Source organism: Maribacter huludaoensis (genome assembly GCF_029350945.1).
In the GTDB taxonomy this organism is placed as follows: domain Bacteria; phylum Bacteroidota; class Bacteroidia; order Flavobacteriales; family Flavobacteriaceae; genus Maribacter; species Maribacter huludaoensis.
This window is the reverse complement of sequence record NZ_JARKMS010000004.1, coordinates 422861-448589: the sequence shown is the minus strand read 5'-3', so window position 1 is coordinate 448589 and position 25729 is coordinate 422861. Positions and strand designations below refer to the sequence as shown.

The window sequence follows — 25729 nt, the reverse complement described above, 5'->3', positions numbered from 1 at the left end:
TAAAACTAAACAATAAGCTTTAGCTTCGTGCGCAGACGGAAACGAAAAGTTTCCTTGCCTCCGCACTACGCTTAGCCCAAACGTTGTAACCAATTTAAACAAGCCTTTAAGATATAAGAATGACCAAACAAATAATTCTACTACTAATTACAATTCTTCTAACTTCTTTTAAAGGAAAATCACAAAACAAACAGAATTCTAATATGATTACATTCGAGAAAGTCCAAGAAATGTATACAAACATGCACTCAAACGGAGTTGATACGGACAACAAAATGTTATATGGTTATTTTTTCACTAATGTTGAACCGAAACAATTGGAAAAAGTGTCTGAGCACTTAAAAGAAGATGGATTTGAATATGTTGACATTTATCCCGATAAATCAGGAGAATACTGGTTGCATTTAGAAAGAATTGAAATTCATAATGCAAAATCATTGTTCGAGTTGAATAAAAAATTATACGCAGTTGCTGACGAATTCAAAGTAACCTCATACGATGGATTTGATGTTGGAAATGCAGACAAAAACCAACCAATAGAAAGAGACACATATGTTGTTCCTGAAGAATTTGGAACAAAAGACCTAATGATTGGCGGCATACCTAAACTAATTGTTGGAAATAAAGCGTTTGAACAATTTCCTCACAAAGACGAATTCTATTATTTTATTGAAATCAAAACAAAATATGAGGTAGAAAATGCCTCTATGCTACCAACAAATAATGAATTAGAAGTTCTTAACGATTTTGAAATCTTTATTGAAAATAATTTAACACAAAACGAGATATCCAATTACTATATTGGTCGCACAACCTTCAATGAAGAAAGAGTAATCAACCTTGTCACAAATGAAAAAGAAGGAGCAACTGGACTTCTGGAGTTTATAAAAGAGAATGGGAATCAAAGAGAATTTGAGTATAAAATAATTGAGGATAAAGAATGGAAATTATACTCGGATTTGATTAGTACGCTGGAATAAAACTGGTTACAACAAAACCTATAAACAATACGGGCTTCGGGCTTAATTGAAAGGTTTGTGTATTTTTATGAAGTCCGCAAAATCTTTTGGATTTTGCTATGGACAGGAAAAAATAAATCAAAACAATAAGCTTTAGCTTCGTGCGCAGACGCAAACGAAAAGTTTCCTTGCCTCCGCACTATGCTTAGCCCAAGCGTTACCTGCAAGCAAAATGAACAAACTGCATATAATCATAATTCCATTCTTATTGTTGTTACAGACTATGTTTGCCCAAATGAAAGAAATTAAAGGAGACACAGCTTATTGGTATAAAAGAAATGTTGAATTTCAAAAAACCTTGGGTTTAAAAAAATTTGAAAAATCGCAAGATGAATTCAATTTTAGATTTTGGAATCACGGACAGGTAATTGAAATTTCAAAAGACAGTTCAGAAATAAATGGTTTAATTGTCAATTATATTTATCACACCAAAAAGGCTAACAAAAGTCAAAGTGAAGCACTAACAAACAAAGTGCTTCTGACATCACAACAATCAGAGAATATCTATAATATTTTACAAAACTCTAAAGTTTTAGAATTGCCGTCGGATAAAAATATAGAAAATTGGACTCAAGGAATGGACGGAATTACTTATATAATAGAACATTCTGATAAAAAAAGCTATTGGTTTAAAAATTACTGGACACCATCTTCACAAGATTCAATTCCAGAAGCAATTGTTGTGTTAGATTTAGTAAAAAAGCTGTCAGACACTTTAAACCTAAAGGAAGTTTATACGTCATTTAAAAAATCATTACCAAAAAAAGGTTGTTACAATTCTGGAGGAATGGTAAATATGTGTTATATATCAAATTCTTTAGAGTTAGGATATAGCGGAGCTACAAAATTACCTTTAGGTTTTTATTCATCTTATTCAGCTACATACATAGGCGAAACAAAAATAAACGGAAGTGCTTCATTTCGGTACAATTTTGACAATAACGGATTTCATCATCTGAACTTACAAATAGCCAAATGGAATATATTTCATAAAAATTCAAGTCTGTCCGATTACATAACATATAATTATCAGAATAGAATTCTCAATATTAATGATGCAAAAAATGAATTTGAAAATCATCAATTCAAATACGGCTTAAATCTTAAAAAGAACTTGGGTATAGGATTTGGATTGGACTATTTGAGCAGGAATTATGATAAAATTGGAGGTCTTTTATATGCTTCTAAATGGTTTTCTAACCCAAAAATAAGCACGACATTTTCGACTTCAATATTAAATAATCAGATTAATTACAAAGCTGAAATCTTCAAGGATATCAACTTTAACAATACATTCCTTGTAAACAGAATTTCTTTCGGAATAGCTTATGAGGATTTTATGGAATATAAAGATTTGTACTTTAGTTTTAGAGTACTGCTTTAAGAAATGCCAGCAGGTAACACTATATATAGCAAATTGGGCGAATAGTGTTTAATCCAAAGGTTATTGTTTATTTGCAAAGTCACCAAATCTTTTGATTTGGTATTAAAAGAGAAAAATTAAAACAAAATAAAAAGATTTGGCTTGTGGTTAATCCGAAAATAATCGCTTATTTTCTGCCCAACTTGCCAAATATTTAACGTTGCCATTCATTGTAAAAAAATAAAAACTCAATAATCTAAATGAAATACAGCAAATGGAGTTTGATATTTGGAATTATTTCTTCTATAGTATTTATTGGGCTTCTAATGGATTCCGAACCTTTATCTTATCGAGGACTAGAAATTGACATTCGAGTAGCAAGAATGGTATGCTTACTGATTGCCATATTAAACTTAGCTAGTTATTTGGGGTTAAAAAAATGGAAATAAGTTAATTCATTTTCAGGATTATTAAATTAGTTGAATTGCAATACATTCAATTTTAAATGGAATCTAAATAACAATACCCTTAAGAAAAACTTACGGATTCTTAATTGGAAGGCACTAATTGAACGCAAAGAAAAGTAACTGTACAAAAACAACGAATGGCAACAAAACCTATACGTAATGTGGGCTTTGGTGTTTATTCAAATGGTTTGCGTATTTTTATGATGTCGAGAAATCTTTGTGATTTCGCTTTGACCAGAAAAAGAAAAAACAAAACCAAAAGATTTCGCTAAGCGCTATGGTTGAATGGGAAGCCCAACTCCGCTGCCACATTATATATAGCTCAGGCGTTATATGCAACCCTATTAAAAATCCTGCAGAAAGAAAAAATAAAGTACTTTGTAACATTTTGTAGTTCCTCGTATCTAAAAGGCGAACCATAAAGAAAACTACAAAATGAAAAACTCACTTTTTTCAAGCATCTTTATTCTAATCATCACTCAAACATTTGGACAAACGATTTCCGAATATCCATTTGAAGTGAAGAAAAGCGGGAACGGAAATCGGACGATTGTGCTAATCCCAGGGTTTGCGTGTTCGGGCAATGTATGGACTGAAACTAAATCTGTTTACGAAAAGGACTTTACTTGTTATACTCTAACAATGGCTGGATTTGCGGACGCTGAACCTAGTCCAAATCCGAATTTTGAGAACTGGAAGACTGGAATTGCCAATTTCATCAGCGAAAAGAACATTGAAAAGCCAATTTTAATCGGTCATAGTATGGGCGGCGGTTTGGCAATGGCAATAGCTGCCGATTATCCGAAACTTATTGAGAAAATCGTTGTTGTAGATGCCCTTCCCTGTTTGGCAGCATTAACCAATCCAAACTTTAAACATCAGGAAAATATAGATTGTTCAGGCATGGTCAATCAGATTACAGCGTTGCCAAAAGAACAATTTCATCAAATGCAAAAAATGACGATGCCGCAACTAATTGAAAATAAAGAAATGATAGAAACAGTTGTAAATTGGAGCATACAATCAGATAGGCAAACTTTTGCAGAAATGTATTGTGATTTTTCAAACACAGATTTACGAGAAAAAATTAAAGGTATTGAATGTCCTTCTTTAATTCTACTAGAATCTAACTTTACAAGCATTAAACCTGCAATTAAAGAACAATTTAAAAATCTCAAATCGGCTGATTTGCAATATGCAAACCAAGGACTTCATTTTATAATGTACGATGACAAAGAGTGGTATTTTAACCAATTAGAAAATTTTATAACCAATAATTAAACGTGTTCGAAGATATATACAAAAATTATTGGCAAAGAATATTTCGTTTATGTATGGGCTTTGTAAATGACAAAGACTTAGCAAAGGATTTAGCACAAGAAACATTTATAGTTGTATTCAAAAAACTTCCAGAATTCAGAAACGAGTCGAAAATAGGTACTTGGATTTTTAGAATTGCATCTAATATTTGTTTACGCCAAATCGAACGCCAAAAGCGCTATCCAAAAGACGAACTACCAAAAAACCTTTCAGAAGAAAATACATACGATACTGAACCACAAATCAAGTTTTTGTACAAATGCATATCCGAATTAGCCGAAACTGACAGAATAATTATATCACTCGAACTTGAAAACATCAAACAAGAAGACATCGCAAATATAGTCGGACTTTCAAACCCTAATGTTCGCGTTAGAATTCACAGAATAAAAGAAAGGATAAGAACAAAATTCAGAGAATATGAACAATGACAAAAATCTAAACGAATTGTGGTCTGGACAAACCACAAAACCACCTCAAATAGAAGAATTGTTTTCAAATTTTGCGCAGATCAAGAAAAAAAATCTAGCAACACTAATTGCTGCTAATTTTTTGATGGTAGCTACAATTGCATTTATCATTTTTATCTGGTTTTATTTTAAACCTAAGTTGGTTACTACAAAAATCGGAATAGGATTAACGATTTTAGGAATAATTGTTTATCTATTCTTTTACAATCAACTTATTCCATATTTGAGAAAAATCAATGAAACTAAGAGTAATATCGAGTTTTTAAAAGCGGTTATAAAACTGAAAGAAAAACAGAAATTTTTACAAACGAAAATGTTGCAGATATACTTCATTACACTAACCTTTGGCCTATGTTTGTATCTATATGAGTATGTGTCACTAATACCATTTCCGTGGTCTATTTTTGCCTATTTAGTTACTTTGATATGGATTGGCTTTAATTGGTTCTATCTTAGACCAAGAGTAGTTCGAAAGCAGCGTGACAAACTGGAAGGAATTATTAAAAAGTATGAAAACATAAAAAATCAGAATTAAAGACAGTCGAGAAAGGGCAGCATATAACAAAACCTATAAACAATACGGGCTTCGGGCTAAAAGTAAAGGTTTGTGTATTTTTTTGAAATCCGCAACATCTTTAGGATTTTACTTTAAACAAAGAAAAAAACAAAACAATAAGATTTCGCTATGTGCGTGTCAATAGGCAAACGCTAGTTTACTCCCGTATTAATTTTATCCCAAACAATAGCAATTATTAAATCTAAACTTTAGATAATATAAGAAAAGTATTAGTATCACTAAAAACCATAAGTTGGTCCAATAATTCCTGTAAGCATATTTGATTTTTCACAACCACTTTCAAATGAATATTTTGACTACCTGTAATTCTATGTGCTTCCTTAATTTCTTTGAAATCATTTATTTTATCAAGAACATGTTTAAGTTGACCTGGAAAAACTTTTAAGAGAATAAAAGCTTCTATATCATTACCAAGTTTTTTATTATCTAATTGGATACTATATTTCTCAATAACTTCAAGTTCTTCCAATTTTTGAACCCTTTCCCTAACTGCTGATGGGGATAAATTCACTTTTCTACCTAAATCAGCAAAAGATAATCGTGAATTCTCTTTCAAAATATCAATAAGTTGAAGATCCATATCATCTACCATTGAATCAATCTTTAATTGGTTTATAAAAACCGTTATCAACTTCAAATATACACAAATACAAAATAATCGATTTTCTGATTATATAACTGTGTAATAAATTTGCATCAAACTCCTTTAAATATGAGCATAGCCATAATTTTTGAAAACAAAAATCCTATACCATGGAAAAAAGCATTAAAGAAACGATTACCAAATACTACAATTGAAATATATCCAAATGTAAAAAATAAAGAAGCCGTGGATTTTGTGATATGCTGGAAGCCAATAAAAAATGTCTTTGAACAGTTTCCGAATATAAAAATCATCCAATCGGTTGGCGCTTCAATTCAACATATTACAGCTTCACAGACTGTTAATGACAACACTATAATTACACGTATAGTTGATGAGAAGTTATCAAATGATATGTGGGAATTTTTACTTACAATTGTTTTATCAGAATTAAAAAATATAAAGACTTATAAGGAACAGGAAGCAAAAAATACTTGGAAACAGAATAACTATAAGACTGTTGATGAAACAACCATTTCTATTTTGGGTTTAGGAAAAATTGGAGGTTATGTTGCTGAAAAATTTGCTCAATTTGGTTTTAATGTCAAAGGTTGGAGTAACTCTAAAAAACAAATTCCAAACGTAAAAAGTTATAACGGAGAAAGTGAATTTAATAACTTTTTAAAAAATTCAAATTTTCTAATCAACCTATTGCCGTTAACCGATAAAACCAAAGGAATCTTAAATAAAAACACATTTCAAAAATTACCCAAAGGTTGCTTTCTTATTAATGTTGGTAGAGGGGAACATTTAGTTGATGCTGATTTAATTTATAAACTTGATGACTCTACATTATCTGGAGCGTTCTTAGATGTTTTTACAAATGAGCCTCTACCTAGAGAACATCCTTTTTGGAAGCATCCCAAAATTCAGATAACACCACATATTGCAAGTTTAACAAATGTAGAAACAGCTACTGAGCAAATTTTAGAAAATTACGGGCTGTTTTTAAAAAATGAAGAATTAATAAACGTTGTATCATTAAAAAAAGGATATTAAGATTATGAACACAAAATTTCATCTTGCTTTTAAAGTAAGGGACATAGAAAGTACTATTAGATTTTATCACACTATATTAGGGTGTGAATTAGGGAGACAAACAGAAAGTTGGGTTGACTTTAACCTTTTTGGACACCAATTATCCGCACATGTTTCTGATAGAATACCTGAACTAGACTATTGTGGAAAAGTAGAAGACTTAAAAGTTCCTATTCCGCATTTTGGCTGTATTGTAAATAAAACCGTTTTTAATGACATAAAAGAAAGATTGGAGAAACATGACATAGAATTTATTTTTAAACCACAAAAAAGATATCAAAATAAAAAAGGAGAGCAACAAACCTTGTTCATTCTAGACTATAGTAATAACCCGTTAGAATTTAAAAGCTTTGAAAAAAATGACGATATTTTTAATTAACACTTGCTAATAGGCTATAAAAATATAGGGTGTTTGTGATTGAGCAAAATGCTTGTGAAGAATTATTAAGTCCGATAAATATAGAACTTGGCATTTATGATAAAATAGATAATAGCGATATATTTATATCTAACTAAGTAATAAACCGAAACGATAGTGCTTATCAACTGCCCTACGTTTCTTATACGAGACGTTATCACTTAACGAACATTTAGAATCTCCTAATTGAAATCAAAAATTATATCATTTATTATAACTAAAGGACTAATAATCGGCGGATTTTTTATGTTAATAATTGCGATTATAATTCTAAATAATGGAGTCGTAAAAAAGAGAATAACCGAACAGAATAAAATTGTAACTGCTAAAGTTCTTGAAACACCAAAAGACTGTGATAATCTTGGACAAAGGGGTGGATATTATAAATTGACATATAATGGACAGGTTTTCTTAAAAAAAGGAAATAGGCTAATTTGTGAAACGATAATTGGTAAAAGTGATATTGAAGTATTGACCAATGATAACAAGGACAAAATTGTATTTTTAAATGAATATGAAGAGTCAAATGATTTTTGGAGCGGAATTTTACTCGGAATCATTGGAATAGTAATCGCATACAAAGGCTGGAAAAAATAAAAACTGTTTACAACAAATCCTAATCATAATGTGGATTTTAAGGCAAAAACAATTAATTATTTACTTTCCCTCTTAAGCTCTTTTAACCTTTTTTCAGAAATTTTTATAATTGAAATATTTAATGGTATTGGTGTAAACGGTGTATTTGTTGTGTCTTTTGGAACACCTACTATTTCATTCACCACATTCATTCCTTTTAAAACATTACCAAATACCGTATAATCACCATCTAAACGATGCAGGCCTTCTTTATTTTGTACAATATAAAATTGGCAACGTGCAGATAATTTCTCTGCATTACCATCTCGCCCCGCTCCTACCGCTCCATATGTATGGGTTAGTTTAGAATTAAATTCTGGAGCTAATAAATATTCAGGATCATTAAATCCTTCTGGAGTGTCCGGGCATCCACCTTGCGCAACAAAATCTGGAATGACCCTATTAAAAGTTAGGGAATCCCAATAACCAGCGTTAGCCAACGCTATAAAACTAGCTTTATGATTAGGAGTTTCGTCATGTAACCAAATTAAAATATCTCCTTGTGGAGTGTCAATTTTTCCTATTTCGTAAGACTTACACGCTTTAATTAGTACTAAAACCATTAAATACTTTAAACACTTCATTTAGCTATAATTTAGTAATCAGTTAAAGTAGTAAAAATTGATATAAAAAATTAGTACTTAAATTACCAGTAGTTAAAAATAAGCTCCTGCCTAGATTATCTTCGCTATTATCATTAGAACATCAATAACGTAATAGATGACATTTTTTAAACATATAAAGATTCAAAAAACAATACTAATTCTAATCTACTCTGTTTTTCTAGTACTTGGAGGCTGTAATGAAAACGGTCAAAAACCAATTGATCATAAAAAGAATTTAGTCCAAAGTAATGCAGCTCTGAAAGAAACTAACAAAGGCAAAACATTACTGGCCATATTTGCCCACCCAGATGACGAGATTGTTATTTCTCCCATCCTTTCAAAATATCAAAAAGAGGGAGTTCGTATTCACTTGGTTATTGTTACCGATGGTTCTAACGGTGTTATGCCACATGCGAATATTCCTGCTGGCGAGTTACTTGCTAAAACACGTACGGAAGAGGCATTATGCGTCACCAAAACATTAGGAATTAATCCACCAATATTTTTGAAGTATACTGATGGGGATTTAGCCCTAAAGGAAAATATCAACTCTTTAGATGAGAAGATTGATAGCTTATTTACAAGTTACAAACCAAACGTAGTCATTAGTTTTGGTCCTGGCGGCCAATACGGGCACCCAGACCACAGAATTGTTAGTAATGTGGTTACAGAGGTTTTTCAGCGAGAAACATCAAAATCGTTACAGAACCTACTCTATTATGCATATCCAAAGGAAACCAGTAATAAAGACATTAACTTTAAAACAGATTTAGTGCAATGGTTAAACGATAATTTAAAAAGAACTCAAAAAAAATTTCTTACTTACAGAATACGCTATGATAAGGATGATTTAGATTTAGGACATACAGCATCAAACTGTCATAAATCTCAATACACACCAGATGCTATTGATGATTTACTTTCGATTGTAGCGCAGACAGATTCCGTAGTATATTTTAGACCTTGGAATGGCTTAAATGAAATAAAAAATAATATTTTCGAATAAACATATTTTCAATGTCATTGAAGTACCCTATTTATGCACTAATCTTTATATTGTTTACTTCATGTCAGCAAAAACAAAATAAATCATCTACCCAACCAGCCGTTTACACTTACGGTGCTAAAAACGATTCTGCCGTTTTTTATTTTAATAAAGGTTGGGAGCATATTCTAGATTATGGTCAATGGACGCTATCTGAAAAAGCATTTAGAAAAGCTGTAGATTTTGATTCTACATTTATTGTAGGTAAAGCTTTGGTTGGAAAAAACACCACAAACCTAAATGAAAGAATTCAAATTTCAAATGACATAAACAGCTCACAAATTAAGGTTAGTGAAGACGACCAATTAATTTTAGAAGTAACACGCATTACTTTAGAATTGTTTAATGCCCGTGGACAGAATGTGAAATTAAATAAAGACTTTATATCAAATTTTTTGACCACTGCCGAGAAGAACTATAGAACCTTTATCCATAAATACCCAAACGAATCATATATTAAAGCTGAGTATATAGAGGTTTTGAATGCAATATATGGTGCAAAAATAGCCTTAGATTCATTACATATACTTACCTCTGCTAAACAGAAAAAGATTCCATTTTTTATTAGCTATGCAGCTACTTTAGAATCTGATTTAGGAAATTTTAAAAAAGCACTCTCCATTGCCGATGATTTTAATAATCAAATTAATGACCCGAACATACCGCAACCTTACGTGCTGTACGGAAGTATTTATTTAAAAATGGATAGTTTGTCTTTAGCGACTTCAAACCTTGATAAAGCCCTTCAATTAGATCCTAATCATATTTTTGCACAGCGATTTAAAACTCAGCTTCTCAAAAAAGTAAATACCATTAACACAAATGACTAAAATTATAGACACACCAGAGCAAAACCACCTTAAAATTGCCATGGCACAAATAGCACCGGTTTGGCTCAACAAATCTGCTACTATTGATAGAATTAAGGAATATATTATAAAGGCGGCCAAAGACAATTGTGAGCTTGTTGTCTTTGGTGAGGCTTTGTTACCGGGTTATCCTTTTTGGATTTCCATGACCGATGGTGCACAATTCGATTCTAAAGTTCAGAAAGAGATTCATGCGCATTACGTTAAAAATTCGGTTCAAATTGAGGCTGGAGAATTAGATGACATCTGTGCGCTTGCAAAACAACATAAGATTGCCATCTACTTAGGCCTCATGGAACGAGCACAAAACAGGGGCGGTCATAGTATTTACTGCTCCCTTGCATATATTGACAACCAGGGCGAAATAAAATCGGTACACAGAAAATTACAGCCTACCTACGAAGAGCGATTGACGTGGGCACCGGGTGATGGTAACGGATTACAAGTTCATGATCTTAAGAACTTTAGTGTTGGCGGATTAAACTGTTGGGAAAACTGGATGCCCTTGCCTAGAGCTACCCTGTACGGGCTGGGAGAAAACTTGCACATTGCCGTTTGGCCCGGATCGGATTACAATACTGCCGATATCACAAGGTTCATTGCACGAGAATCCAGATCTTTTGTAGTTTCCGTATCTAGCTTAATGAGCAAAACCGATTTTCCAGAAGATACTCCGCATTTAAACGCCATTCTTGAAAATTGCCCGGATACATTGGCAAACGGTGGTTCTTGTATTGCAGGACCGGATGGGGAATGGATTTTACCTCCGGTCATAGATAAAGAGGGATTGATCACAACAACTATAGATTTTACCAGGGTTTTAGAAGAACGTCAGAATTTTGATCCCGTAGGGCACTATTCCAGACCAGATGTAACTAAACTTTCCGTTAACAGAGAAAGACAGTCTACCATAGAAATTAAGGATTAATAAGGGGGAGAATTATCCCTTCTCCCCATTCAATTCTTTCATAATCTCGGCAAACATGCGGTATGATTTTATGCGGTCTTTACCGTCATAAATATTGGTAACCGCAATAAGTTCGTCCACTTGGGTATCGGCAATAAACTGTTGCACTTGTTTTTTAACGGTCTCTTTGTTACCAATAAAGGAATACTTCAACATTTGCTCTACAGACGGATTTTTACTCAATTCACGCAAATCAGGAGTCATAGGTACCGGTGGTTGCATATAGCCCCTTTTTCCTGTCAACAAACCAATAATCATTTTATAAAGGGATGTTGAAATGCGTTCCGCTTCTTCATCTGTATCCGCAATGATAATATTTACGCCCGCCATAGTATACGGTTTCTCCAAAGCCTTAGAAGGCTGAAACTCCTGATGGTAAATTTGCAAGGCGTTCATTAAATGGTTCGTAGCAAAGTGACTCGCAAAGGCATAAGGCAATCCTTTTTTGGCGGCTAAATGGGCACTTTCCGTGCTTGAACCTAAAATATATAAAGGTACCTCTACCCCTTCTGCCAGCGTAACACGCACTTTTGCGTCTGCATTTTCCGTAGAGAAATAGCGCTGAATTTTTTCCACTTCTAACGGAAACGACTGTGCCGCCTGGAAAAAATCTGACCGTATGGCTTGGGCGGTTAATTGATCGGTTCCCGGTGCACGCCCTAAACCTAGGTCTATTCTATTTGGGTACAGTATTCCTAAAGTTCCAAATTGCTCTGCAATTATCAATGGGGAATGATTTGGTAACATAATACCACCGGATCCCACGCGTATAGTTTTTGTTCCTTCAGCAATGTAACCCATTAATACAGACGTGGCGCTACTACCAATAGCTATAGAATTATGATGCTCTGCCAACCAAAATCGGTTATACCCAACTTCTTCCGCAGCTTGTGCCAATGCCAAAGAGTGGTCAAAAGTATCTTTTAACGTTGTACCCTCTGATACAATGGCTAAATCCAATATAGAATATTTAATATTTTTCATTCAAATAGTTTCATTAATACATTTAAAAGTATCTATATATTTTATCAAAAAACTACAGTTGCTTAAGTCGTAACATGTAATTATCCCAAACTTCATGATTTAAGGAATAGTGATAGTTACGTCCTATTTTATGCTGATTTATGAGTTCTGCCTCAACCAACCTTTTTATATGATGACTAATGGAAGGCTGACTTAAATCTAGCAGGTTACACGCTTTGGTACATTCCACCTTGCCTTGATTTTTCTGCATATACTGCAGAATCTTTAAACGATTTACATCACTTAATGCCTTAGATATTTTCTCCACTTGTTTTAGCTCCATGATGATTTATTATATAGATATATGTAAATGTATAGATAAATATTGATACTAAACTTTTATTGTGATTCTCTTAATAATGATTAACTTGACTTTAGGAATAATACTACAACAAACTGATGACTAAAATTACTAGGACACCCCATATTGTTTTCTGGACCCTGATTCCCATAATACTACTCATAAGATTTTTAAAACCTGATAAAACACTAGACATTAATATTCACGACACCTATTTTGTAATTGGACTGATTAGCTTGGCGGTTCTTATTTCTATCATTTTTGGAATTCTTGGTTTGGGATACTGGGTCGTAATTAAACTTAACAGAAGGTTGGTAAATTGGCTGACCATAATTCATTTAACCATTACGGTTATTGGCTTCTTCTCAATTATTTTAATTTTCTTTTCCCTACCCAGCATAGAACAAGAAGGTTTCTCTTATAATTTTGAAAACTTTCTTGAAATGCAGGTAATTGTCTTTTACATTTTTTCCTTAGTACTCTACATTCAACCTCTTTATCTCATAAATATTATTATTGCTTTGCTAAGTAAAACGGAATAGTTTTTTCAACCTTATTTAAACAGCTATACAACATGTTAACATTGTGCCAAACCTTAACATTTGTATTGGTTTTTTGATAAATGATCTAACTTTGTTGCCTTAAAATTAAGGCAACTGACCACCAATGAACCTTACCATAGAAAACATACTTCTTGTAGGCTCTATATTACTGTTTATCAGCATTATAGTTGGCAAGACTTCGTATAAATTCGGGGTACCTACATTGATCCTTTTCTTGGCCATAGGTATGCTTGCCGGATCAGATGGTATTGGCGGTATTCAGTTTGATGATCCTAAGCTTGCCCAATTTATTGGTATTGTCTCTCTTAACTTTATATTGTTTTCTGGTGGTTTAGATACCAATTGGAACGCTGTAAAACCTATTTTAAAAGAGGGACTTGTGCTATCTACCCTAGGGGTTTTGCTCACAGCGGTCACCCTTGGAACTTTCGTCTATTATATTACCGATTTTACCATATACGAAAGCATGTTGTTGGGCTCTATTGTATCTTCTACAGATGCCGCAGCGGTTTTCTCCATTTTACGTTCTAAAAATTTAGCTTTAAAAAGTAATCTAAGACCCACGTTAGAGCTTGAAAGTGGTAGTAACGACCCCATGGCTTATGTACTTACTCTTGCTTTTTTGACCTTGGTCATTAATCAAGACCTGAGCGTTCTCTCTATTATTCCCTTGTTTTTACAACAAATGATATTGGGCGGCATTGGCGGATTTGTATTTGGAAAGCTGAGTGAAATTATCATCAACAAAATTAAATTAGGCTTTGAAGGTTTGTACCCTGTGCTGGTCATTGCCTTAATGTTCATAACCTTTTCCGCTACGGACGCTGTTGGCGGTAATGGCTTCTTGGCTATTTACATTTGTGCCGTGTATTTAGGCAATCAAGATTTAATACATAAGTCTACCATTTTAAAAATGTTCGATGGTATGGCTTGGCTAATGCAGATCGTATTGTTCTTGACATTAGGGCTACTCGTTTTTCCTTCTCAGATTTTACCTTATTTGGGTATTGGTCTGCTTATATCGGTATTTTTAATTCTTGTGGCAAGACCTGTAAGTGTTTTATTAAGCCTTATGTTCTTTAAAATGAAAATGGGCAGAAGATTCTATATCTCATGGGTGGGCTTACGTGGTGCAGTGCCTATCGTATTTGCAACTTATCCCCTTTTGGCGGGAATTGACAAGGCTAGTATTATTTTTAGTATCGTATTCTTTATATCGGTTTCATCGGTTTTAATCCAAGGTACTACTTTATCCGTATTCGCCAAATGGCTCAATGTTGCTTTACCGGAAGAGGTAAAACCAATTGCCGAAAACGATAGGTACATACTTAATCTACCCAAATCTGCCATGGAAGAAGTTACGGTTGTTCCCAACAGTTTTGCTGTAGAAAAACGAATTATCGATTTACACTTTCCAAGGACCACATTCATTGTCATGATAAAAAGGGATGGACTTTTTGTTAGACCAGGTGGATCTACAATTATTAAAGCTAACGATACTTTGGTCTTGCTTTTAGATAATGAAGAAAGTTTAGCAGAAGTAAATGTTATATTAAATCAAGCGGTTGTAGTATAAAATGCAAAGTTTTAACAACATAGTAAAAGTGCTACTCCTCGTTACAATTTATTGTTTCGGGTTAGTTAATTCTGCAGATGCCCTAACTAACTTTAACCAAACACCATTAAGCGAATATAGCGAGCAAAAAAGCTATTTTACAGCGTCCACCAAACTTTTATCTCCACATGCCCAGCAAACTGAAGTTTCGGTTTCAGATGTTGCCGAAGTTATTTCGCACAATTACAAGCTTCCGTTTACTGGCTTTACCGCTAGCCTTAACAGTATTGATTTCGCCTCAATTTCTAGATACAGGCAATATATTCTTTATGCCAAAACACTATTGATCAAGTTTAAAAAAACTGATCTTATTTTTCCTTTCCATAATTTCTGGTAGACCTCTTCATATAGGCTATCAATCTGATAGCTAAACAACTAGGTCTTATGATGTATCACTTTACATCATACAATAATCAGTATTAAAAATTAAAATTTACAACATGGAATTTGGAGTAACTGCTATTGGTTTAGCATCTGTTGCACTATGCGCAATGCCTTTTGTTTTAACGAACAGAAACAGAAAAATAAAAGAAAAAAAAATGATGTCATCTTTAAACGACATCGCAACTACACCTCATTGTAAACTAACGGAATATGAGATTTTTGGTCACTATGCCATAGGTATGGACACTGAAAAGAAATTTGTATTCTTTGTCTCAAAAAATGGCGAAGAACTACATCAACAGTATGCCGATTTAGCCACTATTAAAACTACTGAAATTGCGAACATTGGTAAATCCTTTGCCAGAAAAGAGAAAATCACAGAGCGATTGCTGCTGCAACTTTTCCCCAAAAACGTCAATGTACCAGATGTAGTTTTTGAATTTTATGATGTTGAAGTCAACTATCAATTAAGTGGAGAATTTCAGTCTATAGAAAAATGGAACAAAGCGATTAAAAACTTGCTCAAAAGCAATTAGTATATATCAACAAAGTTCTTTTTAATTATAAAAGCGAATAGAAAATCTTATAAAAAAGGTTAACTATTCGCTTTTGCTTTTAAGATGATTACCAAGTACTTTAGTGCTCTTAATTGTTAGAAAACAAGCATTATGAAATTATTTGATATTGAGGTTGACCACAAGAAAAACCTACTTCCACGTGACGGAACGGTACATTACTTTGGTAAAATATTAAATGAGGAAGACGCTATACACTATCTAAATGTCTTATTGAACAAAATAGAATGGAAGAATGATGAAGCTATCATCTTTGGCAAAAAGATCATAACCAAAAGAAAAGTAGCATGGTATGGCGAAAAACCATTTCAATATACCTACTCAAAAACTACCAAGCAGGCACTACCATGGACTACAGAGCTGCTAGAATTAAAATCTAAAGTAGAGCAAGAAAGTGGCGAAACCTTTAACTCTTGCCTGTTAAACCTATATCATGATGGCAGCGAGGGCATGGCGTGGCATAGTGATGGAGAAAAAGATCTGAAAAAAAATGGCGCAATAGCTTCAGTCAGTTTTGGATCGGAGCGAAAGTTTGCATTTAAACACAAAGAAACGAAAGAAAAGGTTGAACTCGTTTTAGAACACGGTAGCCTTTTAATTATGAAAGATGAAACACAGACCCACTGGTTACATAGATTGCCACCCACTACAAAAAGTAATACACCAAGAGTAAACCTCACATTTAGAACCATCGTTGAAAAATAATTTTACAGCAACAGACCTTATGCATTTTTAAGCCGCTACAGCTATACATCATCTTTTTACTTTAATTTTGCCCCATGGTTAGAAATGTACAGCTACGGTTAACTTTAAAGGAAGAAGCAACCCCAAACGGTTTACAATTACGCACAGCAAAGTATCTTGGGCTCGAAGAAGGGGCTTTCACCCTTAAAGTCTTACGTAAATCTATTGATGCACGTAAACCTAAAATTGTTTTCAATTACAAATTGGCGGTATATATTAACGAGCCCGCACCTAACGACGCCCTTCATTTTGAATATAAAGATGTATCAAAAGCCAAACCCATACATATTGTAGGATTTGGACCTGCAGGTATGTGGGCGGCACTACGTTGTTTAGAAATGGGTTACAAACCTATTGTTTTGGAACGTGGTAACAATGTAAAAGAACGTAGACGAGATTTAAAAGCCATTAACCAGGACCATCAGGTAAATCCTGAAAGTAATTACTGTTTTGGTGAAGGTGGCGCAGGTACGTATTCTGATGGAAAATTATACACCCGTAGTCTTAAACGTGGAGATGTACGTCGAATTTTCGAAAGTTTGGTATTTCATGGTGCAACAGAACAAATATTGGTAGATGCACATCCGCATATAGGGACCAATAAACTCCCTAAAATTGTACAGAATATTCGTGAAGTTATACAGCAGCACGGTGGTGAAGTTCATTTTAATACCAAGGTGACCGATTTTGTTATCAAGGACAATACGTTAAAAGCCATTGTTTTAAATGACAATAATGAAATGGCCGTGGATCGCGTAATTTTGGCTACGGGACATTCCGCTCGTGACATTTTTGACTTATTACATAAAAAAGATATTGCGCTACGAGCAAAATCATTTGCCATGGGCGTGCGTGTAGAGCATCCGCAACATATCATAGACAGTATTCAATACCACTGCTCTGGTGACCGAAGCGAATTGTTACCTGCAGCTTCTTATAGTTTAGTGGAACAAGTGAAGGAACGTGGCGTGTATTCGTTCTGTATGTGCCCTGGCGGATTCATAGTACCTGCTGCAACTTCCCCTGGCGAGGTGGTTGTAAACGGCATGTCACCATCAAAACGAAATAACCTGTATGCCAATTCCGGTATCGTAGTGGAAATTAATGTGGATAAGGATATTCCTAAATATGAAAAATTCGGGGCTTTAAAAGGATTGGAATATCAAAAAAATTTAGAGCGACTGGCATTCACTTCTGGCGGAAGAACGCAAACTGCCCCAGCTCAGCGATTGACCGATTTTGTGGAAGGAAACTTATCCGTAGACCTTAACCATACCTCGTACCAACCCGGATTAAACTCCGCTCCCCTACACTCCCTGTTACCTAAACTTATTGGTAGTAGATTGCGACAAGGCTTTAAAGCTTTTGGTGATAAAATGCATGGTTATTATACGGCCGAAGCAAATATTGTGGGCGTAGAATCCAGAACCTCATCACCTGTGAGCATCCCTAGAAACGAAAAACTGGAACACCCAGTGATCAAAGGACTTTTCCCCTGTGGTGAAGGTGGTGGCTATGCCGGTGGTATCGTTTCTGCAGCAATGGATGGCGAAAGATGTGCCGAAGCTGCTATGGCAGGGTTGTAAGTTTAAGTGCAACTTGGTTGTTCGTTGTTCGTTGTTAGTTGTTAGTTGTTAGTTGTTAGTTGTTAAAAACTATAAAATTTAGCTTTACTAAATACGATTGGTCAGGAACTAATCAAAAAAAGTCTATTCTCTATATTCTATTTTCTAACTTCTTAATACTTTGTACTTAATACTTAATACCAACTACTGTAATTACGCCATTTTAGGCTTGTTAGCCTTAGTGATAAAATTCAAATCTCTTTTAATTCTTGAATTTTTGAATTTGTATAAACGAGCAACCTCAGCATTAGATTCCGCTTTAACTTCATTTGTAGTTTCCGTAACAATGCTCATTTCAATAGTTTCAACTTTAACCTCTGAAGTTGTGTTTTGAGCTTGAGCAGTGAAGCTTAAAAAGATGATGAAGATGATAGTTGCTAATGTTTTCATGATTTGCGTTTTGTTACAATTATAAAACGCCGTAGACCTTGTTTTACTAGGTGATGAATCGCTGAAAAACACCGTATTCTCGTTACTTGACAAAGATTCGGATGAAGTGTAAAATCTCGTCGATTAACGACATTACCCCTTTTTTCACCTTACCGATTTTTAGTGTCGTTAATCGACAACCCATGTTTTAAATACAAGCGCAATCTCAAAAATCAAGGTCAGGATTAGTTGTTGGTTGTTGGTTGTTAGTTGTTAGTTGTTAGTTGTTAGTTGTTAGTTGTTAGTTGTTAGTTGTTAGAAACTATAAAATTTAGCTTTGCTAAATAAACTCGATCGGGAACTAATCAAAAAAAGTCTATTCTCTTTATTCTATTTTCTTACATCCAACTACTTTATACTTCTTACTTAATACTTAATACTTAATACTGTAACTGAAAACTGAAAACTAGAATTACGCCATTTTAGGCTTGTTAGCCTTAGTGATAAAATTCAAATCTCTTTTAATTCTTGAATTTTTGAATTTGTATAAACGAGCAACCTCAGCATTAGATTCCGCTTTAACTTCATTTGTAGTTTCCGTAACAATGCTCATTTCAATAGTTTCAACTTTAACCTCTGAAGTTGTGTTTTGAGCTTGAGCAGTGAAGCTTAAAAAGATGATGAAGATGATAGTTGCTAATGTTTTCATGATTTGCGTTTTGTTACAATTATAAAACGCCGTAGACCTTGTTTTACTAGGTGATGAATCGCTGAAAAACACCGTATTCTCGTTACTTGACAAAGATTCGGATGAAGTGTAAAATCTCGTCGATAAACGACATTACCCCTATTTTCACCTTACCGATTTTTAATGTCGTTAACCGACAACCCATGTTTTAAATACAAGCGCAATCTCAAAAATCAAGTTCAGAATTAGTTGTTGGTTGTTGGTTGTTGGTTGTTAGAAACTATAAAATTTAGCTTTGCTTAATACGATTGATTAGGAACTAATCAAAAAAAGTCTATTCTCTTTATTCTATTTTCTTACTTCCAAATACTTTATACATCTTACTTAATACTTAATACCTAATACTTCTTACTTTGTACTCAACACTTTGCACTTTAACCCCACTTTACATTTCCTTCCACATTAAAGCGTACCTTTGCAGCTTATTGAAATTTTATGACATTTAAAGAACTCGGCTTAGCCGAACCTATCCTTAAGGCATTAGAGGCTGAAGGATATACTCACCCTACTCCAATTCAAGAACAATCCATACCCATATTACTGAAAGGCAAAGATTTATTGGGCGTTGCACAAACGGGAACCGGTAAAACGGCCGCATTTGGTATTCCTATCCTACATCAATTATATGAAGGTATAAGCCTTAGCCAGAACAAAAGAAAAATTAAAGCGCTGATAGTAACACCTACTCGGGAACTTGCCATACAAATAGCCGAAAGTTTTACGGCCTACGGAAAATACACTGGCCTACGTAATACGGTTATTTTTGGTGGAGTAAAACAGGGTAAGCAAGTAAACGCCCTTAGAGGAGGCGTTGATATCTTAATTGCCACTCCCGGTCGCTTATTAGACCTAATGAACCAAGGTTTTATTTCTTTCAGAGATTTAGAACACGTAGTACTTGATGAAGCTGACCAAATGCTGGACATGGGCTTTATTCATGATATTAAGAAAATCATCGCGAAATTGCCTCCTAAACGACAATCGCTTTTCTTTTCGGCAACTATGCCAAAAGACATTGTTGAGCTTTCTAGAAAAATGTTGGGCGATTTTGAACGCGTTACCATTAGACCAGAACAAGCTACAGCAGAGAAAGTTGAACAAGGGGTATATTTTGTTAGCAAGCCTAACAAACCAAAACTGCTTATCCATATCATTAAAGAAAACCCTGAGAGTACGCTAATAGTTTTCTCCAGAACTAAGCATGGTGCCAATAAAATTGTCAAGAAATTAGACCAAGCAGGTATACGTTCTGCAGCCATACACGGTAATAAATCGCAAACTGCAAGACAAAAGGCACTAAGCGCTTTTAAAGAGGGAGATCTTAAGGTATTGGTTGCAACCGATATTGCCGCAAGGGGAATTGATGTAGAAGACCTTTCCTTGGTCGTTAATTATGATTTACCAAACGTATCCGAAACGTATGTTCACCGTATAGGTAGAACAGGTAGGGCAAATGCAAGTGGTACGGCACTTTCTTTTTGTGATAAAGAAGAAAGAGCATACCTAAGAGATATCGAGAAATTGATAAAACAATCTGTACCTCGCATGCCTGAGCATCAATTTGTTGATGAAGATACGCCTTCTGACGATCAACCGATTCCGCCGAAAAAAAAGCAGGGTAATTCCCGAAATAATAACAGAAACAGAAATAGATCTGGTGGCAACAACTTTAGGGGAAAGAACAATAGAAATACAAACAGGCCTAAAAAACGAACAGATTCTAGCAGAAGCGAATAGCTTCTGTTAGAAATTCATTTTATCTTTAGCATAAACATTTTATCGTCTTTATGAAAAAGCAAATGGTAATTTACGGCAGTGGTCGCCACACCGTACCTTTCTTAAACTACATTGCCAAAGCTACGGGCAAGGAAAAACCGAATATGGGTTTTATCCCTACAGCTAGTGGTGAAGACGAACAATATATTGCTTCCTTTTATGATGTTTGCTCTCAGATAGATGTTACGCCACATGTACTCTCGGTCTGGATTAATTCTTATGACCAAAAAGAATCGTTCGAAGAAATCATCTCCCGGATGGATGCCATAATCGTTGGTGGTGGAAATACGTTGAACATGCTCGCCATTTGGAAAGCACAAGGCATTGATGTTGCCCTTAAAAAAGCTTATGACAACGGCGTAGTTATGGGTGGTGGCAGCGCTGGTTCTTTATGCTGGTTTAATGGCGGTACTACAGATTCTAGACCAAAAGAATTAAGTATTGTAGGCGGCATGTCATTTATAGACAAGAGCCACTGTCCACATTACAACTCTGAAACTTCACGAAGACCTTTATACTTTGAAAACATAAAGACCGGTAAACTATCCGATGGTTATGCCTGCGACGACCGTTCCGCTATTCATTTTATTGATGGTGAAATTCATACTTCTGTCTCATTGAACGATGAAAACCATTCTTATTATGTGTATTTAAAAGATGGTGAAATTGTGGAAGAACTGATACCGAGTACTGTTATTTCGTAAATATTACACTTATATTTAATCATTTAAAAACCCACCCCTAGCCCCTCCCTAGAGGGTAATAGCAGGTGCTATTATTTAAGCTTTGCCACTAAAGTCAACAAGCTGACTAGAGATTTTAAAATTTATCAGAAACTCAAAAACAAAACGTAAATCTCCCCTCCAGGGAGGGGATTTAGGGGTGGGCAATACGAATGGTGAATCAACCTGCTAGAGCTCTTAAAAATCTACAAACCTTTATAAGCCTTCAACACATTCTCAATCTTAGCCTCTGTCTCTTCATCTATGTTTTGATGTTCTGGATGCTCTAACAACCACTTTACGGTCCTCTTTATCCCTTCCGAGAACGGAATTGTAGCTTTAAAACCCGGTACAAAAGTTTTTATCTTGGTATTATCGAACAAGACACTTTCTGCTTTGTCCGCTAAAAGTGTACCCGTAAATGACGGCTCTACTTTACAAATAAAGTCCGACGCTATATGAACTACTTTTGCTTCCTTCCCTAAAGCATCAGCCAAAATCTTATAAATCATATTCCAGGTCAGCACCTCATCTGAAGTAATATGAAAAGCATGCCCTATTGCGGTCTGTAATCCTAATAGACCTACAAATCCCTTTGCAAAATCATCTGAATGTGTCACTGTCCAAAGTGAGGTTCCGTCTCCATGTACAATTATTTCTTTGCCATCCAATATTCGCTGTGCGGTATTGAATTTATCAAATCCACCAACTGCTATTGGTATTACTGTATCATACGTTAAGGATGGTCTTACTATGGTAATAGGAAATCCTTCCTCACGATATGCTTTCTGTAACCTGTCCTCACATTGAATTTTACCTTGAGAATAATCCCATAGATTATTATGTAAAGGAGTAGATTCCGTAATCACCGGATAGCTCAATGGCGTTTGATAACAAGATGCCGAACTTATAAAAATGTATTGCTTGGTCTTTCCTTTAAACAATTCAATATCGCGCTCAATATCATCAGGTGTAAACGCTATCCAGTTCACCACAACATCCCAATCATGTTTTTTCAGCTCTTCAAGTTCATCTGGTTTGTTGATATCACCAATAATACTGTGTGCGCCCTTAATATCAACTTTTGCTTTGCCCCTATTTAATAGGTATAAATCCATTCCTTTGGCAACTGCCAATCTACTACTTGGTGTACTTATATTTCCTGTTCCTCCTATAAATAATACTTTCATTTCTATATTTTAAATTCTTGATGATTCCATAAAACAAAACAGCCTAAACATCTCTATAAAATGTTAATCCGTTTTTAAATGGATCGTAAAAAGCAAACTCCCTTGTTCCCCATGCGGTCTCCCTTAGCAATGTATGTGCATTAAAAACATCTACGTTTGAATACTCGTTGTACAAAGCTTCTATGTTTTGAGAGACAATGCGCAACATAGGTCTATCTATATCTACCTCCCACATTTTTTTATTGTGCCATTGCAAATGGATCTCAATATCGTCCCTTAAGATACCCGCATATTTTGGGTTTTTGGCATCATCTGCGAAGGCAATCTTAAACCCCAATCGGTTAACATAAAAATCTAACGCTTCAACCACATCCCAAACCGGAAGCACAGGGTGAATTTGATGTAAATAGCCTTTTTCTTCCATACCGTGAAAATACAAAAAGGATTAAAGGTTTGAATGTTAATACTTCCTCAAATCTTAATGTAATGCGTTCAATTTTTTTAGTAATTCGCTATCTTCAAGGCATCATTTCAAACCAAACTCAACACTATGAAAATTATTACAAAAACACTCTTTCTCCTATTATTTTCAATAACGGTAACTGCACAAGTTTCTTCAAATCTTGAGCTTACCGATATATTTAACATGGAGTATGTATCTGACCCTCAGATATCGCCAGATGGTAGTAAAATAATCTACGTTAGAAACTTCAAGGATATTATGACCGACAAGAATTTATCTAATCTTTGGATCATAAATTACGACGGTTCACAAAATAGACCTTTGACAACTGGCAACCAAAACGACTTCTATCCACGCTGGTCTCATGACGGTAAAAAAATCATTTTTAAATCGAACAAAGAGGATTCCAAAATGAAATTATACCTCATGTGGATGGATACCAAAGAAATTGCTCCATTAACGAATACTCCTAAAAGTCCCGGTGCCGTAAGCTGGTCTCATGATGATCGTTATTTAGCTTTTACCATGTTTGTGCCAGAGGCTGAAAAATCTATCGTAAAAATGCCAGCGAAGCCTGAAGGCGCCAAATGGAATACCCCACCAACATATATTGACAAATTAAACTATAGGGGTGACGGTCAGGGTTATATTAAAGGCGGACATACTCAAATTTTCACCTTATCTATTGATGGCGGTACACCAAAGCAATTAACGACTACAACATTTGACCATGGTGCTCCCGTTTGGGCCAAAAATGACAAGGCGTTATACTTCTCCGCAAATTTTAATCCTGATGAGGCTTTTGAACCTGCCAATAGCGAGGTCTACAAATTAGACTTATCAACGGCAGAGGTAACTCCGCTGACTTCTAGATATGGACCGGACAATTCACCTACAGTTTCTCCAGATGGCAAATTAATAGCCTATACAGGTAACGATGATAAATTACAGGGGTATGAAATTACCAATCTTTATGTGATGAATACCGATGGAAGCAACCCTAGATTAATTTCCGGTGATTTTGATAGGGATATTGCCAATGTGCAGTGGTCAAATGATGGCAAAGGTCTTTATTTTCAGTATGATACGGAAGGAGCTACCAAAATAGGTCATATTACTCTGAATGGTAAAGTAACCACTCTTGTTGAGGGACTTGGTGGTTTGTCATTGGGAAGACCCTATAACGCGGGTGATTTTACCGTTTCTAACAACTCTAAATTTGCCTATACATTAGGTAATACCGAACACCCGTCTGATTTAGGTGCTGCCGATAAAAAAGGTTCTAAACGATTGACTTATGTAAATGACGATCTTTTCTCTTTTCGTGATTTAGGCAAGACCGAAGAAATTTGGTGGGAATCTTCATATGACCAGAAAAAAATACAAGGTTGGGTGGTTACTCCGCCAAATTTTGACCCAAGTAAAAAATATCCGTTTATTCTTGAAATTCATGGCGGACCGTTTACTAGCTACGGCTCAGTTTACAGTGCCGAGATACAAGCTTATGCTGCAGCTGGTTACGTTGTGCTGTACAGTAACCCAAGGGGAAGTACTAGCTACGGAGCGGAATTTGGTAACTTAATTCACCATGACTACCCTAATCACGATTATGAAGATTTAATGAGCGGTGTAGATGCCGTCATTGAGAAAGGATTTATAGATACCAACAATCTATTTGTTACCGGTGGTAGTGGCGGCGGAGTACTTACTGCGTGGATAGTGGGTAAAACTGACCGTTTCAAGGCTGCCGTGGTTGCCAAACCAGTAATAAACTGGACAAGTTTTGTACTTTATGCAGATGGTGCCGCTTTCTTTTCTAAATATTGGTTCGGCAAAAAACCTTGGGAAGATCCGGAAAATTATTTTAGACGCTCTCCGTTAATGTATGTTGCCAATGTTACTACGCCAACTATGCTGCTAACGGGTGAAGAAGATTACAGAACGCCTATTGCAGAGTCTGAACAGTTCTATACCGCCCTTAAATTAGAAGGTGTTGAAACTGCTATGGTGCGTATTCCCGGAGCAGGACATGGCATTGCTAACAGACCTAGTAATTTAGTAGCCAAAATTGCCAGTGTACTAGCTTGGTTTGAAAAATACAAGGATGCGGAATAAAGTCAAAAAATTAGCAACAAAACCTTTTTTTACACAAATAAAAAATCCCTATTGCCATTGGCAATAGGGATTTTTATCC

At 34.9% G+C, this 25729-nt stretch carries 28 protein-coding genes; 20 read left to right on the top strand and 8 right to left on the bottom strand.

The annotated features are described in order from the left end of the window. The first annotated feature begins 203 nt into the window (after positions 1-203). From PXC01_RS14270 to PXC01_RS14250, 5 genes are all read left to right on the top strand, one after another. Positions 204-980, top strand: a complete 777-nt coding sequence (locus tag PXC01_RS14270) for a ribonuclease E inhibitor RraB (protein ID WP_276472951.1) — start codon at positions 204-206, stop codon at positions 978-980. A gap of 274 nt (positions 981-1254) precedes the next feature. Next, positions 1255-2403 (top strand): hypothetical protein, encoded by a 1149-nt coding sequence (locus PXC01_RS14265; protein ID WP_276472950.1) that lies wholly within the window; start codon positions 1255-1257, stop codon positions 2401-2403. A gap of 881 nt (positions 2404-3284) precedes the next feature. Next, the gene (locus tag PXC01_RS14260) at positions 3285-4130 is read left to right on the top strand and encodes an alpha/beta fold hydrolase (RefSeq protein WP_276472949.1); all 846 of its coding nucleotides are present in this window, start codon (positions 3285-3287) and stop codon (positions 4128-4130) included. Between the two features lie 2 nt (positions 4131-4132). Next, the gene (locus tag PXC01_RS14255) at positions 4133-4600 is read left to right on the top strand and encodes an RNA polymerase sigma factor (RefSeq protein WP_276472948.1); all 468 of its coding nucleotides are present in this window, start codon (positions 4133-4135) and stop codon (positions 4598-4600) included. Beyond that, positions 4590-5174, top strand: a complete 585-nt coding sequence (locus PXC01_RS14250) for a hypothetical protein (protein WP_276472947.1) — start codon at positions 4590-4592, stop codon at positions 5172-5174. Before PXC01_RS14255 ends, PXC01_RS14250 begins: the two co-directional genes overlap by 11 nt. 223 nt (positions 5175-5397) lie before the next feature. Here PXC01_RS14250 and PXC01_RS14245 read toward each other — a convergent pair whose 3' ends face one another. Next, positions 5398-5808 carry an Lrp/AsnC family transcriptional regulator gene (locus tag PXC01_RS14245; RefSeq protein ID WP_276472946.1) on the bottom strand — a complete coding sequence of 137 codons (411 nt, stop codon included), beginning with the start codon at positions 5806-5808 and terminating at the stop codon, positions 5398-5400. A 120-nt stretch (positions 5809-5928) separates the two neighbouring features. Between PXC01_RS14245 and PXC01_RS14240 the strand changes: the two genes are divergently transcribed. The 3 genes from PXC01_RS14240 to PXC01_RS14230 all read left to right on the top strand — a co-directional run bounded on the left by PXC01_RS14240 (position 5929) and on the right by PXC01_RS14230 (position 7912). Continuing rightward, complete coding sequence (locus PXC01_RS14240) at positions 5929-6858, top strand: 2-hydroxyacid dehydrogenase (RefSeq protein ID WP_276472945.1); 930 nt, start codon at positions 5929-5931, stop codon at positions 6856-6858. 4 nt (positions 6859-6862) lie between these two features. After that, positions 6863-7276, top strand: a complete 414-nt coding sequence (locus PXC01_RS14235) for a VOC family protein (protein ID WP_276472944.1) — start codon at positions 6863-6865, stop codon at positions 7274-7276. A 225-nt stretch (positions 7277-7501) separates the two neighbouring features. Further along, positions 7502-7912 (top strand): hypothetical protein, encoded by a 411-nt coding sequence (locus PXC01_RS14230; protein ID WP_276472943.1) that lies wholly within the window; start codon positions 7502-7504, stop codon positions 7910-7912. 56 nt (positions 7913-7968) lie between these two features. Here the strand turns inward: PXC01_RS14230 and PXC01_RS14225 are convergent, their stop codons facing one another. Continuing rightward, complete coding sequence (locus tag PXC01_RS14225) at positions 7969-8514, bottom strand: peptidylprolyl isomerase (protein ID WP_276472942.1); 546 nt, start codon at positions 8512-8514, stop codon at positions 7969-7971. A gap of 157 nt (positions 8515-8671) precedes the next feature. Here PXC01_RS14225 and PXC01_RS14220 point away from each other — a divergent pair, with 157 nt between their 5' ends. The 3 genes from PXC01_RS14220 to PXC01_RS14210 are packed head-to-tail and all read left to right on the top strand — an operon-like array spanning position 8672 to position 11398. Beyond that, positions 8672-9562: a PIG-L family deacetylase gene (locus tag PXC01_RS14220; RefSeq protein ID WP_276472941.1), complete on the top strand. Its 891-nt coding sequence runs from the start codon at positions 8672-8674 to the stop codon at positions 9560-9562. A gap of 11 nt (positions 9563-9573) precedes the next feature. Next, positions 9574-10431, top strand: coding sequence for a tetratricopeptide repeat protein (locus PXC01_RS14215; RefSeq protein ID WP_276472940.1), 858 nt, complete (start codon positions 9574-9576; stop codon positions 10429-10431). Next, positions 10424-11398 carry a carbon-nitrogen hydrolase family protein gene (locus tag PXC01_RS14210; RefSeq protein ID WP_276472939.1) on the top strand — a complete coding sequence of 325 codons (975 nt, stop codon included), beginning with the start codon at positions 10424-10426 and terminating at the stop codon, positions 11396-11398. Before PXC01_RS14215 ends, PXC01_RS14210 begins: the two co-directional genes overlap by 8 nt. A 12-nt stretch (positions 11399-11410) precedes the next feature. Here PXC01_RS14210 and PXC01_RS14205 read toward each other — a convergent pair whose 3' ends face one another. Next, positions 11411-12421: an LLM class flavin-dependent oxidoreductase gene (locus PXC01_RS14205; protein ID WP_276472938.1), complete on the bottom strand. Its 1011-nt coding sequence runs from the start codon at positions 12419-12421 to the stop codon at positions 11411-11413. A 52-nt stretch (positions 12422-12473) separates the two neighbouring features. Next, complete coding sequence (locus PXC01_RS14200; RefSeq protein ID WP_058105637.1) at positions 12474-12743, bottom strand: ArsR/SmtB family transcription factor; 270 nt, start codon at positions 12741-12743, stop codon at positions 12474-12476. A 116-nt stretch (positions 12744-12859) separates the two neighbouring features. Here PXC01_RS14200 and PXC01_RS14195 point away from each other — a divergent pair, with 116 nt between their 5' ends. From PXC01_RS14195 to PXC01_RS14170, 6 genes are all read left to right on the top strand, one after another. Further along, on the top strand, positions 12860-13303 hold the full coding sequence (locus tag PXC01_RS14195; protein WP_276472937.1) for a hypothetical protein: 444 nt from the start codon (positions 12860-12862) through the stop codon (positions 13301-13303). 124 nt (positions 13304-13427) lie between these two features. Beyond that, complete coding sequence (locus PXC01_RS14190; RefSeq protein WP_276472936.1) at positions 13428-14900, top strand: potassium/proton antiporter; 1473 nt, start codon at positions 13428-13430, stop codon at positions 14898-14900. Position 14901: 1 nt separating this feature from the next. After that, positions 14902-15276 (top strand): hypothetical protein, encoded by a 375-nt coding sequence (locus tag PXC01_RS14185; protein WP_276472935.1) that lies wholly within the window; start codon positions 14902-14904, stop codon positions 15274-15276. A gap of 103 nt (positions 15277-15379) precedes the next feature. After that, positions 15380-15859: a hypothetical protein gene (locus tag PXC01_RS14180; RefSeq protein WP_276472934.1), complete on the top strand. Its 480-nt coding sequence runs from the start codon at positions 15380-15382 to the stop codon at positions 15857-15859. A gap of 132 nt (positions 15860-15991) precedes the next feature. Beyond that, entirely contained in the window at positions 15992-16603 is a 612-nt protein-coding gene (locus PXC01_RS14175) for an alpha-ketoglutarate-dependent dioxygenase AlkB family protein (RefSeq protein WP_276472933.1), read from the top strand. A gap of 74 nt (positions 16604-16677) precedes the next feature. Beyond that, a complete protein-coding gene (locus PXC01_RS14170) occupies positions 16678-18228 on the top strand; it encodes an NAD(P)/FAD-dependent oxidoreductase (RefSeq protein ID WP_276472932.1) in 1551 nt (516 codons plus the stop codon). Positions 18229-18420: 192 nt separating this feature from the next. Here the strand turns inward: PXC01_RS14170 and PXC01_RS14165 are convergent, their stop codons facing one another. Together PXC01_RS14165 and PXC01_RS14160 are read right to left on the bottom strand one after the other, a co-directional pair. Next, the gene (locus tag PXC01_RS14165) at positions 18421-18657 is read right to left on the bottom strand and encodes a hypothetical protein (RefSeq protein WP_276472931.1); all 237 of its coding nucleotides are present in this window, start codon (positions 18655-18657) and stop codon (positions 18421-18423) included. 451 nt (positions 18658-19108) lie between these two features. Further along, positions 19109-19345, bottom strand: a complete 237-nt coding sequence (locus tag PXC01_RS14160) for a hypothetical protein (RefSeq protein ID WP_276472931.1) — start codon at positions 19343-19345, stop codon at positions 19109-19111. Between the two features lie 474 nt (positions 19346-19819). Between PXC01_RS14160 and PXC01_RS14155 the strand changes: the two genes are divergently transcribed. Together PXC01_RS14155 and PXC01_RS14150 are read left to right on the top strand one after the other, a co-directional pair. Further along, the gene (locus tag PXC01_RS14155; RefSeq protein ID WP_276472930.1) at positions 19820-21121 is read left to right on the top strand and encodes a DEAD/DEAH box helicase; all 1302 of its coding nucleotides are present in this window, start codon (positions 19820-19822) and stop codon (positions 21119-21121) included. A gap of 50 nt (positions 21122-21171) precedes the next feature. Next, complete coding sequence (locus tag PXC01_RS14150; protein ID WP_276472929.1) at positions 21172-21864, top strand: Type 1 glutamine amidotransferase-like domain-containing protein; 693 nt, start codon at positions 21172-21174, stop codon at positions 21862-21864. Between the two features lie 224 nt (positions 21865-22088). Here PXC01_RS14150 and PXC01_RS14145 read toward each other — a convergent pair whose 3' ends face one another. Together PXC01_RS14145 and PXC01_RS14140 are read right to left on the bottom strand one after the other, a co-directional pair. Then, complete coding sequence (locus PXC01_RS14145) at positions 22089-23072, bottom strand: SDR family oxidoreductase (protein WP_276472928.1); 984 nt, start codon at positions 23070-23072, stop codon at positions 22089-22091. A gap of 43 nt (positions 23073-23115) precedes the next feature. After that, positions 23116-23496, bottom strand: a complete 381-nt coding sequence (locus PXC01_RS14140; RefSeq protein WP_058105621.1) for a glyoxalase superfamily protein — start codon at positions 23494-23496, stop codon at positions 23116-23118. A 126-nt stretch (positions 23497-23622) separates the two neighbouring features. Between PXC01_RS14140 and PXC01_RS14135 the strand changes: the two genes are divergently transcribed. Further along, positions 23623-25650 carry a S9 family peptidase gene (locus tag PXC01_RS14135; RefSeq protein ID WP_276472927.1) on the top strand — a complete coding sequence of 676 codons (2028 nt, stop codon included), beginning with the start codon at positions 23623-23625 and terminating at the stop codon, positions 25648-25650. Positions 25651-25729 lie beyond the last annotated feature (79 nt).